The organism is Maribacter sp. UH1 (assembly GCF_056839145.1).
In genome coordinates this window covers 1,067,001-1,078,401 of record NZ_CM166387.1, presented here as the reverse complement: position 1 = coordinate 1,078,401, position 11,401 = coordinate 1,067,001, and the positions used below count along the sequence as shown (strand labels likewise).

At 34.9% G+C, this 11,401-nt stretch carries 13 protein-coding genes; 3 read left to right on the top strand and 10 right to left on the bottom strand.

Annotated elements, in window-relative coordinates; translation table 11 throughout:
* A complete protein-coding gene (murI, locus tag UH1x_RS04725; RefSeq protein ID WP_482625461.1) occupies positions 1–789 on the top strand; it encodes a glutamate racemase in 789 nt (262 codons plus the stop codon).
* Here murI and UH1x_RS04720 read toward each other — a convergent pair.
* Together UH1x_RS04720 and UH1x_RS04715 are read right to left on the bottom strand one after the other, a co-directional pair.
* Positions 776–1,276, bottom strand: a complete 501-nt coding sequence (locus UH1x_RS04720) for a dihydrofolate reductase (RefSeq protein ID WP_482626486.1) — start codon at positions 1,274–1,276, stop codon at positions 776–778. The genes murI and UH1x_RS04720 overlap by 14 nt on opposite strands.
* Positions 1,277–1,287: 11 nt before the next feature.
* Positions 1,288–1,689: a 2TM domain-containing protein gene (locus UH1x_RS04715; RefSeq protein WP_482625459.1), complete on the bottom strand. Its 402-nt coding sequence runs from the start codon at positions 1,687–1,689 to the stop codon at positions 1,288–1,290.
* Positions 1,690–1,743: 54 nt separating this feature from the next.
* On the opposite strand from UH1x_RS04715, the gene UH1x_RS04710 reads away from it, so the two are divergent.
* The gene (locus tag UH1x_RS04710; RefSeq protein WP_482625457.1) at positions 1,744–2,826 is read left to right on the top strand and encodes an aminotransferase class V-fold PLP-dependent enzyme; all 1,083 of its coding nucleotides are present in this window, start codon (positions 1,744–1,746) and stop codon (positions 2,824–2,826) included.
* A 150-nt stretch (positions 2,827–2,976) separates the two neighbouring features.
* Positions 2,977–3,273 carry an isoamylase early set domain-containing protein gene (locus UH1x_RS04705; protein WP_036156349.1) on the top strand — a complete coding sequence of 99 codons (297 nt, stop codon included), beginning with the start codon at positions 2,977–2,979 and terminating at the stop codon, positions 3,271–3,273.
* A 76-nt stretch (positions 3,274–3,349) separates the two neighbouring features.
* On the opposite strand, the gene egtD is transcribed toward UH1x_RS04705, so the two are convergent.
* The 8 genes from egtD to UH1x_RS04665 form a co-directional block, all read right to left on the bottom strand.
* Positions 3,350–4,318 carry an L-histidine N(alpha)-methyltransferase gene (gene egtD / locus UH1x_RS04700; protein ID WP_482625455.1) on the bottom strand — a complete coding sequence of 323 codons (969 nt, stop codon included), beginning with the start codon at positions 4,316–4,318 and terminating at the stop codon, positions 3,350–3,352.
* 16 nt (positions 4,319–4,334) lie between these two features.
* Positions 4,335–5,495: an ergothioneine biosynthesis protein EgtB gene (egtB, locus tag UH1x_RS04695; RefSeq protein WP_482625454.1), complete on the bottom strand. Its 1,161-nt coding sequence runs from the start codon at positions 5,493–5,495 to the stop codon at positions 4,335–4,337.
* A 71-nt stretch (positions 5,496–5,566) separates the two neighbouring features.
* Positions 5,567–6,385: an energy transducer TonB gene (locus UH1x_RS04690; RefSeq protein ID WP_482625452.1), complete on the bottom strand. Its 819-nt coding sequence runs from the start codon at positions 6,383–6,385 to the stop codon at positions 5,567–5,569.
* Between the two features lie 3 nt (positions 6,386–6,388).
* Positions 6,389–7,213: a thymidylate synthase gene (locus UH1x_RS04685; RefSeq protein WP_482625451.1), complete on the bottom strand. Its 825-nt coding sequence runs from the start codon at positions 7,211–7,213 to the stop codon at positions 6,389–6,391.
* Positions 7,214–7,382: 169 nt separating this feature from the next.
* Positions 7,383–8,843, bottom strand: a complete 1,461-nt coding sequence (locus UH1x_RS04680; RefSeq protein ID WP_482625449.1) for a NupC/NupG family nucleoside CNT transporter — start codon at positions 8,841–8,843, stop codon at positions 7,383–7,385.
* A gap of 17 nt (positions 8,844–8,860) precedes the next feature.
* A complete protein-coding gene (locus UH1x_RS04675; protein WP_073247103.1) occupies positions 8,861–9,490 on the bottom strand; it encodes a bifunctional nuclease family protein in 630 nt (209 codons plus the stop codon).
* Positions 9,491–9,575: 85 nt separating this feature from the next.
* Positions 9,576–10,544, bottom strand: coding sequence for an electron transfer flavoprotein subunit alpha/FixB family protein (locus UH1x_RS04670; protein ID WP_482625447.1), 969 nt, complete (start codon positions 10,542–10,544; stop codon positions 9,576–9,578).
* Between the two features lie 37 nt (positions 10,545–10,581).
* A complete protein-coding gene (locus UH1x_RS04665) occupies positions 10,582–11,322 on the bottom strand; it encodes an electron transfer flavoprotein subunit beta/FixA family protein (protein WP_482625446.1) in 741 nt (246 codons plus the stop codon).
* Positions 11,323–11,401 lie beyond the last annotated feature (79 nt).

Here is an 11,401-nt window from a genome sequence, read left to right as displayed (position 1 = left end):
ATGGATGACAGGCGCATAGGTATTTTTGACTCAGGTATTGGGGGAACATCTATTTGGGGAGAAATTCAAGAACTTTTACCTTTAGAGGAGTGTATTTATTTGGCAGATAGCAAGAATGCACCCTATGGAGAAAAACCAGAAAAAAAAATTCTAGCGCTCAGTATAAAGAATACGGAATTCTTGTTAAACAAGGGTTGTAAATTAATAGTCGTTGCCTGTAATACGGCAACGACCAATGCAATAGATTATTTAAGGGAAAATTACAACGTTCCCTTTATAGGTATAGAACCTGCAATAAAACCCGCGGCAATAAATTCAAAATCCAAGATTGTAGGTGTATTGGCTACAAAAGGAACCTTGTCAAGTAGTTTGTTTCATAGTACTTCTAAAAATCATGCAGCAGGTATTACCATATTGGAGCAGCGAGGTACAGGCTTGGTTGAAATGATTGAAAATGGTCATCTTGAAAGTGAAGAACTGTACCTTCTCTTAGAAAGTTATATTATGCCAATGCTAGAAAAAGGAATGGATTATCTGGTGTTAGGCTGTACGCATTACCCATACTTGATTCCCTTATTACAAAAAATGTTGCCAGAAAATGTTACTATAATAGATTCAGGTCAGGCAGTGGCAAGACAGACTAAATCAGTGCTGGAGCAAAATAATTTATTAACCAATTCCAATGAGTTGGGAACGCATCAATTTTTCACTAATGGAGATGAGAAAGTACTAGCTTCCATTTTAAGTCCGGCAAAAGTCAAACATTCTGTATTCTTTAAAGATTTTTAAGGGCTGTTTCTTTTTTTACGTATGTTAAATAGGTGAAAGAAAGCTTATGCTTTTCATCTGTTGGGTGAAATTCTTGTTTCGTCAGCATCCAATAATTCTCATCTATTTCTGGAAAGAAAGTATCGGCATCTTCAAAAGAACCATGAACTCTGGTAAGCTCAATTTTGTCAGATTCCTTTTCGCCTTGCTTATATATTTCTCCACCACCAATTATAAATGCAATTTCGTTTTCAACTAAATTTATGGCTTCGTCAAGAGAATGAACTACTATACATTCATCGAATTCAACACTGTAGTCTTTGTCTCTGGTAATAATAATGTGTGTTCTGTTTGGTAGCGGCTTTGGAAAACTCTCATATGTTTTTCTACCCATTATAATTTTGTGCCCAGAGGTTAGTTTTTTAAACCTTTTAAAATCATCTGGTAAGTGCCATAGTAGATCATTGTCTTTGCCTAATGCATTATTTTCTGCAGCGGCAGCTATCATTATAAGTGTTCTCAAAGCAATTTTTTTTTAGGTTCTTCCTTAATTGATAAAGGTGGTGTTATTTCCTGTTCAATTTCTTTCTCCATTTCAGCAATGCGTTTCTTTTGCTTTTCAACCAATTTCTCTCGTTGAGCGCGCTCCCAATCGGTGCCCATGAATTTATTAGTAATAAAAACATTGAAAATATGAAGAACAAATAAAAAGCCCCAAAAAGTAATTGCCCAAACGAACCAATTATATTCTTGTCCGTATTTTAATATTTTATTGATAAGGACCAAGAAGACGCTACCTACTAAAAAGACTACGAAATGCGTATAAAGACGTTTCTTTTGTTTCACTCTTTTTTGAGCGTTCTCTAACAGCTCATGCTGTTCTAAATCTAATTTGGAGGTATTTTTATTTCTAGAAAACATACTCTTCCTATCTTTGGTATAAAGATACAGCAATTGTAGTATACCCTATAACCAATGGAAAAAATTAGAAAGGAATTCCCAGTTTTAAGAAAAGGTATTTATGCGAACACCGCAGTGTATGGTTTGCTATATGATTCTTTATTAGAATGGCGTCAAGAGCATGATTTAGACTTTCTAATAGATGGTAGCGATATGCGCGAAAAGTCTTTAAAAGTAATATCAGATACACGTTCTGCCATTGGTAAGTTTTTTAATTGCAAACGACAGAATGTTGCATTAGTCAGTAATTTTTCATCAGGACTCAATATTTTGCTAGAAGGATTGGATGAGGATAAAAAGGTATTACTTGTAGAGAATGATTATCCCTCTCTTAATTGGAGTTTTGAAAATAGAGATTTTGAGGTGTCTTATATAGCACAGACAACTGATTTAGAAGAGCGAATTAAAGAAGCCGTATCCAACCAAAAAATTGATGTCCTTGCCTTAAGTTTGGTGCAGTGGTTAGATGGATTTGCAATTGATTTGGATTTCTTGAAGGAATTAAAAAAAGATAATCCCAAATTAATTATCATGGTAGATGGTACCCAGTTTTGTGGCAGTGCTAGTTTTGATTTTGGTAATTCTGGAATTGACGTTCTGGGAGCTAGTGCGTATAAATGGTTATTGGCTGGTTATGGTAATGGTTTTATGTTATTTTCAGATCAAGTTAAGAATGAATTTGCCATAAATAATATAGGTTTTAATGCGGCAGATGGTGATTTCGATAAAAAAAATGAAATTAGGTTTGCCAAGAAATTTGAACCTGGTCATTTATCTTCATTGATTTTTGGAAGCTTGAAGTATTCTATTGATTTCTTTGAAAGAATAGGGATGGATAAGATTACGACACATAACCGTAGGTTGGCAAAGAAGGCAAAGTCTGAATTTGAAAAATTAGGTCTGTTATCCGATGAAATTAAAAATAGAAAAGAACATAGTACCATTTTCAATATTAAAGCGGATGACGCTACTTTTCAAAAATTGAAAGATAACGATGTATTTTGTGCACAACGTGGTAATGGTGTAAGGTTAAGTTTTCATTTCTACAATACGGAAGCAGAGATAGATGCCATTGTTAAAATTTTAAAAACAAGCTAACGGTATTCGTAATAAAGAATTTTCTTATCCTTAAATTTTGTTGTGCATCTATAAAAAGGATAATTATTAAGGATTTGATAAAAATGCCTTAAGTATTGTAAATGAGTGTTTTATTGTGCTAGTTTTGCTTAAAATATTAAATTTAATATCATGGCAATTGCAAAAAAATATTTAAAGACTAAGCCAGTTTGTAAGGTTACTTTTACAGTGCCTACAGACGATGCAAAGAAAGTAGCTGTAGTAGGCGATTTCAACAATTGGAATGCTAAGAAGAGCGCTTTAAAAAAACAAAAGAACGGTACTTTCAAAGGAACATTTGATCTGCCAAAAGAGAATTCTTTTGAGTTTAAATATATTGTAGATGGTGAATATGTAAATGATGGTGAAGCAGATCGTTACCAATGGAATGATTTTGCAGGTTCTGAAAATGCTGTTTTAGAATTGTAGAACAATCATACTGATATAAAAAAAAGCCTGCTATTAAAAATAGCAGGCTTTTTTATGAGATTTATGTATCTAAAAATCAAGATTTTTTAAATACACAATTTTTATATCCATGCGCTTTAGATTCGTACTCTGTGGTCATTTGCAGTCCAGATTCATTGGCTAACCATGAAATGATTTCGTCATCATATTTTTGTGAAATTTCTGTGTGTATGGTTTCCCATTGGTTGAAATTAACCGTTAAATCAAGTTTGTCAATTTTTACTGTTTGTTCAATCTTAGAGACTAAGTAACTTTTAGCAGATCCAGTTTCTGGGTTGTACACTTCCCAATGTAAAAAATGGTCTAAGTTAAAATCTGCATTAAGCTCTGTATTTATTCTAGCAAGAACATTTTTATTGAATGCTGCAGTAACACCTTCTTGGTCGTTATATGCATCTAATATGGTCTGCGGATTTTTCTTTTGGTCAAACCCCATAAAAAGTAAATCGTTCGGTTGCATTAGTTTTTGAATATTATTCATGAAACCAACTGCTTGATCGTGTTCTAAATTACCAATATTAGATCCTAAGAATAAAATGATTTTTCTGTTCTTACGGTTATTAATTTCTTTTAGCGCTTCAAAGTAGGTGCCTTGAAAAGGCTGAACATTAATTTTTGGTAATTCTTTTTCAATAGAATTATGAAGTTGGTTCAACGCATTGTCACTAATATCTATAGGCACATATGTGAAATCTATATTCTTGTCGCTGAATTCTTTCAGTAAAATTTTAGTCTTTTTACCATCTCCTGCTCCAAGTTCTATTAAATCAAAGGAACCAAAACCGGTGAACAATTCGGTAATTTCTTCTTTATTACTTTCAAGGATTTCATACTCACAATCAGTAAGATAGTAAGTTGGCATCGCCATAATATCTTGAAAAAGCTTATCGCCTTTCTTATCGTAAAAATATTTTGAGGAGAGGTGTTTAGGGGAATCAGTTAATCCAGAATAAACCTCTTTTTCAAATTCAGTTGAAACAACCGGTACTGTTTTAGTGTCTTGCATAATTAGTATGTCGTAATTATTTGGCTAACCTTATTCCGGTAAACTGCCATTTTAAGTCTGTTGGGAAAAAATTGCGATACGTATGTCTAGCATGTTTGCTGGGTGTGGCTATGGAGCTTCCTCTAAGAACTTTCTGGTTAACCATAAATTTACCGTTGTACTCGCCTAATGCACCATCTACTTTTTTGTAGTTAGGGTAGGGTAGGTACGCACTTTCGGTCCATTCCCATCGTTGTCCCCAATTGAAAAGGTTCTGTGCAGCTTCCCACTCAAATTCGGTAGGTAGACGGCATCCTTTAAATTGTGCAAAGGCAAATGCTTCAAAATAAGAAATATGGGTAACAGGGGCTTGTAAATCAACTTCAGTTAATCCTTTGAGGCTATAATAATGCCAAATTCCGTCAATTTCGTGCCAGTATAATGGAGCGTTTACTTTATTTTGCTGAACCCAATCCCATCCAGCGGCATGCCAAAGGTCAAAACGTTTGTAACCATCCGATTTTATAAATTCAATATACTCTGCATTGGTAACTAGTTTGTTTGATATTTGATAATCATGTAGGTATACTTTGTGTCTCCCTAATTCATTGTCAAAACAAAAGTCTGTAGAATTATGACCTATTTCATAAATGCCTTCGCTCATCGAAATCCAGTTTTGAGGGTATTTTTCAATAGTGAATTCCTCAAAAGAGTCCGTGTATTTAGGTAATAAAGGATTGTTGCCAAGAATATATTTAATATCCGTCAGTAGTAATTCCTGATGTTGTTTCTCGTGATGAATCCCTATTTCAAGAACTTCTAATAATGTTTGGTCATTATTTGATTCTAGCAATTTGTTCATTGCTTGGGTCACGTAGCTACGGTATTCATAAACCTTTTTTACAGAAGGTCTAGAGAGGTTACCGCGGTCTGCACGTACAACTCGTTTACCAACTGTTTCATAGTAGCTATTGAATACAAAAGAAAAATCTTCATCAAAAACCTGATAAGTTGTATCGTAGTTTTTTAGAATGAATTCTTCAAAAAACCAGGTAGTATGCCCTAAGTGCCATTTTGGCGGTGAGACGTCTATAATGGGTTGTACCACATAATCTTCAATTTCAAGAGGTTTACAAATAACCTCGGTATGCTCCCTAGTTTCTAAAAAGAAATCTATGAGCGTAACAGTACTAACCATAAGAACAATTTTATTGAAAGATAATTAAAATTGAACTACTGGGTTTAATCCGATTAATATAGAAATTAATGCTATTGCAGCTTAAAGGTTATAGGAATTGAATATGGAAACGTTTTAGGAGAACCATTTTGGCTTCCTGGTTGAAGTTTTGGTAGCAAAGAAATAATTCTTATAGCTTCATTTTCTAAAATAGGAGATGGACCTTTTGTCTTAATGTTGCCGATATTGCCTTCTTTGTCAATAGTGAACATGATACTTACTCTGCCGCTTATTCTTTTTGCAATAGCTTCTTTTGGGTAATTAAAGTGAGAGCCAATATGCTGTTGCATAAGTGAATTAAAGGTTCTTCTATCCGTTAAATCATCTACCCTTGCCTGATTTGGAAATAAAGGAACTTCTTCGATAATACCACCTGTGAAAGTAGAACTACTATCTAAAGGAATTTTTTTTAATAGATTATCGTTTGTAAGGTAATCGTAATTCAAGACGTATTTAGGTCTATTCTTTATAGGTTTTTTATTGTCGACTCTTAAAATATTTAAGTTGGCGATTCTTTTATTTAGTTCTTTATAGAATTTTTTATTAAGTTTTTTATCATTTACAGAAGTATAAATTCTTTCCTCATTAATTTGATTCAAGTCATTTAGACTGAAAATGACACAAGTTTTTAAAGTATCTATTTCCTGATTTCTTTTTTTGAATAAATCTTCTATTACATCAAGAACTTCATTTTCAATTTTAAGACTTAAGCAATCATTTTTATCTAAAGCATCAGCACATTCGTCTATTATTATTTCTTCTTGTGGAAAGTAGGTAGAATCGTCTTGAGCAAAACAATTCGTAGAAATGATAGTACAAACGATAAGTAAAATAGATACTTTTATTTTCATGGTTTAAACAGCTACCGCCCCTTTTATATGAGGATGCGGATTATAATCCTCTAATGAAAAGTCTTCGAATTTAAAGTCGAAAATATCTTTCACATCAGGATTTATTTTCATTTTTGGCAATGCTCTAGGCTCTCTGCTTAGTTGCAATTCAACCTGCTCCATATGATTATTGTAAATATGGGCATCACCGAAAGTATGAATAAAATCTCCAGCTTCGTAGCCACAAACTTGCGCCATCATCATGGTAAATAAAGCATAAGATGCAATATTGAAGGGCACTCCTAAAAAGATGTCTGCACTACGTTGGTATAATTGGCAAGATAATTTTCCGTCTGCCACATAAAATTGAAAGAATGCATGGCAGGGTGGTAAAGCAGCTTTGCCGTTAGCTACATTCTCTGAAAAAGACTTGGATGTATCTGGTAAAACACTAGGGTTCCAAGCGGAAACTAACATTCTTCTGCTGTTAGGATTCGTTTTTAAAGATTGAATTACCTCTTTTATTTGATCAATCTCATCATCGTTCCAATTACGCCATTGATGCCCGTAAACCGGACCAAGATCTCCGTTTTCATCTGCCCATTCGTTCCAAATACGAACACCGTTCTCTTGTAAATACTTAATATTGGTATCACCTTTTAAAAACCAAAGTAATTCATACACTATAGATTTTAAATGTAATTTTTTGGTGGTTACCATGGGGAAACCTTCGCTGAGGTTAAAACGCATTTGATACCCAAAAACACTTTTGGTTCCTGTACCTGTACGGTCGCCTTTTTGATTTCCTTCAGCTAATACGTGATTAAGTAAGTCGTGGTATTGTTTCATAAGAATAGAGCTCCTGCTTAGCCCTATACATAGAACTTTTGCGGAGTAATGATTTTTGTTGCTTCAAAAATAAAGAAAGATGATATGTAAAACAGAGGAATAACTTTTCAGTTATTAATAATTATCAACTAAATAATAAGTGTTACCCTTTTGGGGTCTAAGAGGTTTTTTACCCTAAGATCATACCTGCAATAGTTGCAGAAAGTAATGATGCTAGAGAGCCACCAAGAACAGCTTTCATTCCAAATTCGGATAACGTTTTTCTTTGCCCTGGAGCAAGAGATCCAATACCGCCAATTTGAATACCAATAGAAGCGAAATTTGCAAAGCCACATAGCATATAGGTAGCCATAATAACCGACTTATTAAACTTTAGATGTGGTAAGGTGCTAAGGTCTTTAAGTTCTGCCAATTGTATATAGCCTACAAATTCACTTGCTACCAATTTAATACCTAGTAATTGTCCCATGAGCATAATATCTTCGTTGGCAACACCAATTAACCACATTAAGGGAGCAAATACGGTTCCTAAGATTGCTTCAAGGGAAAATTTGGAATAAGAAGTGTTGTCCGCTATCCAGCTGTTCAAGTGAGTTAGGTCTCCCGTCCACTCTAAAATACCATTTACCATTGCTATAATGGCAACGAAAACCAATAACATTGCACCAACGTTTACTGCTAGTTTTAATCCTTCTGTGGTTCCGTTTGCAATAGCGTCCAATACATTAGATCCAATTTTTTCAGAAGAAACGTGTACATCACTATTTACTTCTTCGGTCTGTGGATATAATATTTTAGAAATAACTATTGCTCCTGGGGCAGCCATTACAGATGCTGCTAATAAATGTTTGGCAAAAATGAGTTGTAGCAATTCATCTTCACCACCTAAGAAACCTATATAGGCAGCTAGTACTGCACCGGCAACGGTTGCCATACCACCTATCATAACCAATAGAATTTCTGATTTGGTCATTTTTTCTAAGTATGCTTTTATAAGAAGAGGAGCTTCCGTTTGTCCAAGAAAGATGTTTCCAGCAACGGAAAGGCTTTCCGGTCCTGAAATACCTAATGTTTTAGAAAGTGCCCAAGCAAGCCATTTTACTACTTTCTGTATGAGTCCTAAATAAAATAATAATGAAGTTAGGGCTGAGAAAAATATGATTGTAGGTAATACTTGAAATGCAAAAATATATCCAAAAGTGCCGGTATCGACTACTAAACCTTCAAAAAGGAATTTACTACCTGCACGGGTAAACTCTAAAATACTAACAAAGATTTTTCCTATTTGCTCAAAAACCAATTGTACAAAAGGGATTTTAAGAACACCGATGGCAATTACTAATTGTAAAGCTAGACCTATACCAACTGTTTTCCAATTGATGGCTCTTCTGTTAGAGCTAAATAGAAATGCTAAAAGTAGTAAGACTACCATGCCAAGAATGCCTCTTCCAAGGCTATGAATAGAAAATCCTTCACTGGTTTCCATGCCCATTACACCAGCAGTAGCTACATCTTCAACCAAAGTGGTGTCAGTTGTACTTTCTACAGGAATATTTACGTCTACGTCTTGAGCAAAAGTAATTGAGGTAAGAATTAGTGCAAAAAATAGCAGCCATTTGCCCTTTTTCATAAACAGTAATTTAATATTTAGTTACGTTTAGAGATTTCATCTCTCAGTTTTGCCGCCTTTTCGTAGTCTTCGTTGGTGACTGCCTTTTTTAATTCTGCTTCTAATTCATCTATAGTAAGTTCCGTATACCCGTCTGATGCACCGGATTCTATTTCTATAGTTTCCCCTTCTTGCAAGATTTCATCGACCATAATACTATCGTCGTTATCTTTTTGGTCTTTCTCTTTAGAAGAGAATTTCAAGAAAATACCGGCTTTGTCCAATATCGTTTTATAAGTAAAAATGGGAGCATTGAAACGTAATGCCAAAGCAATGGCATCACTAGTTCTTGCATCTATGATTTCTTCGATTCCATCTCTTTCGCAGATAATACTGGAGTAAAATACACCGTCTACCAATTTATGAATAATCACCTGTTTAATAACGATATCAAACCGGTCAGAGAAGTTTTTAAAAAGGTCATGTGTAAGTGGTCTTGGGGGTTTGATCTCTTTTTCTAAAGCAATTGCAATAGACTGAGCTTCAAAAGCGCCAATGACTATAGGTAATTTTCTGTCGCCTTCAACCTCGTTCAAAATAAGAGCATATGCCCCATTCTGAGTTTGGCTGTAAGAGATACCTTTTATTTTTAATCGTACTAGACTCATAGGATTTTAACTAAAAAAGGCTGTTCGAATACTTGGGGCTCCAACTATCCGAACAGCCCTTTAAGGGGCACAAAATAACAAAAATTTAGCCGTTTTGCGCTTTAAAATCCTTTAATTTTTCAATCAATTGAGGAACAACTTCAAAGGCGTCTCCAACAATACCGTAATCAGCTGCTTTAAAGAAAGGAGCTTCAGGATCATTATTGATCACAACTTTGGTTTTAGAAGCACTTACGCCTGCTAAATGTTGAATTGCTCCAGAAATACCGATAGCGATGTAAAGATTACTTGCTACGGGCTTTCCTGTTTGTCCTACGTGCTCACCGTGCGGTCTCCATCCAAGGTCGGATACAGGTTTGGAACATGCCGTTGCAGCACCTAAAACATCAGCTAGTTCTTCAATCATTCCCCAGTTTTCTGGACCTTTCATTCCTCTACCTGCAGAAACGACTATATCGGCATCGGCAATAGTAGCCTTACCAACAACTTTATCGATTTCAACAGATTTGGTGTCATTTGTAGCTGCATCTGAAGCTGCGCTTATTTCTTCAACAGAAATATCCGTTTTGTTTTCATGAGCACCAAAAGCATTGTTAGATACACCTACTATTTTAATATCGGTATCTATTTGCGTGTGTGCAAAACCTTTGTTACTGAAAGCTGTTCTTTTAACTGTAAATGGCGATATGCTATCTGGAGCTTGAACTACATTAGGTGCGTAACCTGCAGATAATTTTGCCGATAACAATGGTGCTAAATACTTTGTATCTGTGCTAGAGCTTAAAATAACCACTTTGGCATCTGTTCTCTTTACGGCTTCAGCAATAGAAGAGGCATATGATCCAGCATTGAAAGTTGCTAGGGCATCATCCTTTACATTTATTGCTTTTGAAACTCCGTATTCACCCAGAGATTCGTTCTCAGTGCTATTGAAAGCAATAGCTGTAACAGTTGTACCCATCATTTGGGCAACTGCAGAAGCGTAAGAGGCAACCTCGAAAGCATTCTTTTTAAATTTTCCTTGTTCTGATTCTGTATATACTAAAACTGACATCTTTTTTGTTTTTAATTATTACCTATTGTATAGGTTATTAAATGACTTTGGCTTCATTATGTAGAAGATCAACCAATTGATCTACACTGTCGGCAAGTTTAACTTGTCCTTTTGGAGCCGGTTTGTCGAATTTTTTGTCTTCGGTAGCTTTAATAGCATCTACAGGTTCAACAACCGTTAATGCCTTTTTTCTAGCCATCATAATACCACGCATATTAGGAATACGAAGATCGCTTTCTTCAACAAGACCTTTTTGACCACCTACTACTAAAGGTAGAGAGCTGCTCAATTTTTCTTTTCCTCCATCTATTTCTCTAACTGCAGTAACATTATTACCGTCAATTTCAAGACTAATACAAGAATTGATGAAATTCATATTTGTCAAAGAAGCTAAAATTCCAGGTACCATTCCGCCATTGTAATCAATAGATTCTCTACCACCAATAACTAAATCATAACCGCCGTTCTTAACAACTTCTGCAAGTTGTTGGGCAACAGAAAATCCGTCTGTAGGTTCTGTATTTATTCTAAAAGCTTCATCTGCGCCAATAGCAAGTGCCTTACGCATTGTGGGTTCAACAGTTGGTCCGCCAACAGTAGCAATATGCACTGTAGCGCCTTGTTTTTCTTTAAACCACATAGCTCTTGTTAATCCGAATTCATCATTCGGGTTAATTACAAACTGTACACCATTGGTGTCAAATTTTGTATCGCCATCCGTGAAATTTATTTTAGACGTAGTGTCTGGTACATTACTTATGCAAACTAATATCTTCATGTTTAAAAAACTTTATATCAATGGTGACGAAGATAGCTAATAAAATCCGAATTTACTATGCATGCATAGTAAATTTTAT

Excerpts from the sequence above, each read along its gene's own strand:
- egtB (WP_482625454.1), bottom strand. The coding sequence starts at position 5,495 with ATGGTTAGTACTGTTACGCTCATAGATTTCTTTTTAGAAACTAGGGAG.
- UH1x_RS04665 (WP_482625446.1), bottom strand. The coding sequence starts at position 11,322 with ATGAAGATATTAGTTTGCATAAGTAATGTACCAGACACTACGTCTAAA.
- egtD (WP_482625455.1), bottom strand. The coding sequence starts at position 4,318 with ATGCAAGACACTAAAACAGTACCGGTTGTTTCAACTGAATTTGAAAAA.
- UH1x_RS04675 (WP_073247103.1), bottom strand. The coding sequence starts at position 9,490 with ATGAGTCTAGTACGATTAAAAATAAAAGGTATCTCTTACAGCCAAACT.
- UH1x_RS04705 (WP_036156349.1), top strand. The coding sequence starts at position 2,977 with ATGGCAATTGCAAAAAAATATTTAAAGACTAAGCCAGTTTGTAAGGTT.
- UH1x_RS04720 (WP_482626486.1), bottom strand. The coding sequence starts at position 1,276 with ATGATAGCTGCCGCTGCAGAAAATAATGCATTAGGCAAAGACAATGAT.
- UH1x_RS04670 (WP_482625447.1), bottom strand. The coding sequence starts at position 10,544 with ATGTCAGTTTTAGTATATACAGAATCAGAACAAGGAAAATTTAAAAAG.
- UH1x_RS04680 (WP_482625449.1), bottom strand. The coding sequence starts at position 8,843 with ATGAAAAAGGGCAAATGGCTGCTATTTTTTGCACTAATTCTTACCTCA.
- UH1x_RS04715 (WP_482625459.1), bottom strand. The coding sequence starts at position 1,689 with ATGTTTTCTAGAAATAAAAATACCTCCAAATTAGATTTAGAACAGCAT.
- UH1x_RS04685 (WP_482625451.1), bottom strand. The coding sequence starts at position 7,213 with ATGAAACAATACCACGACTTACTTAATCACGTATTAGCTGAAGGAAAT.
- murI (WP_482625461.1), top strand. The coding sequence starts at position 1 with ATGGATGACAGGCGCATAGGTATTTTTGACTCAGGTATTGGGGGAACA.
- UH1x_RS04710 (WP_482625457.1), top strand. The coding sequence starts at position 1,744 with ATGGAAAAAATTAGAAAGGAATTCCCAGTTTTAAGAAAAGGTATTTAT.
- UH1x_RS04690 (WP_482625452.1), bottom strand. The coding sequence starts at position 6,385 with ATGAAAATAAAAGTATCTATTTTACTTATCGTTTGTACTATCATTTCT.